Source organism: Leifsonia sp. HAY1-4F (genome assembly GCF_056755275.1).
The window spans coordinates 1-267 of sequence record NZ_JBNDHX010000320.1 but is presented as its reverse complement, the minus strand read 5'-3'; the positions used below and the strand labels follow the sequence as shown (position 1 = coordinate 267).

Genomic DNA, 267 nt, shown 5'->3' with positions numbered 1-267 from the left:
GCCTCGGCGCGCGAGGGAACGACGACGTTTTGAGACATCGAAAAGGCTTCGTGTACACGCATGGCCGGCAGCATGCCGATACGGTGACCGAGACCCTGCTCGATCATCATGGCGCGGTATCTGTCCCTGTCCGGACCATCGCCGATCATCAGCGCGGATAGTGGCCGGCCGATCCGCCGCTCTGTCTTTGCGAAAGCGTCCATAAACAGATCGGGACCCTTCAGGTCCCGCATCATGCCGATATAGACGAAATGCACGGAGTCCGAT

The 267-nt window shown here is 59.9% G+C and carries 1 protein-coding gene; it reads right to left on the bottom strand.

Annotated features, from left to right (window positions below):
- On the bottom strand, positions 1-257 hold a 257-nt coding region (locus ACPYOG_RS19680), incomplete at its 3' end, for a glycosyltransferase (protein WP_481295806.1).
- Between the last annotated feature and the right edge of the window lie 10 nt (positions 258-267).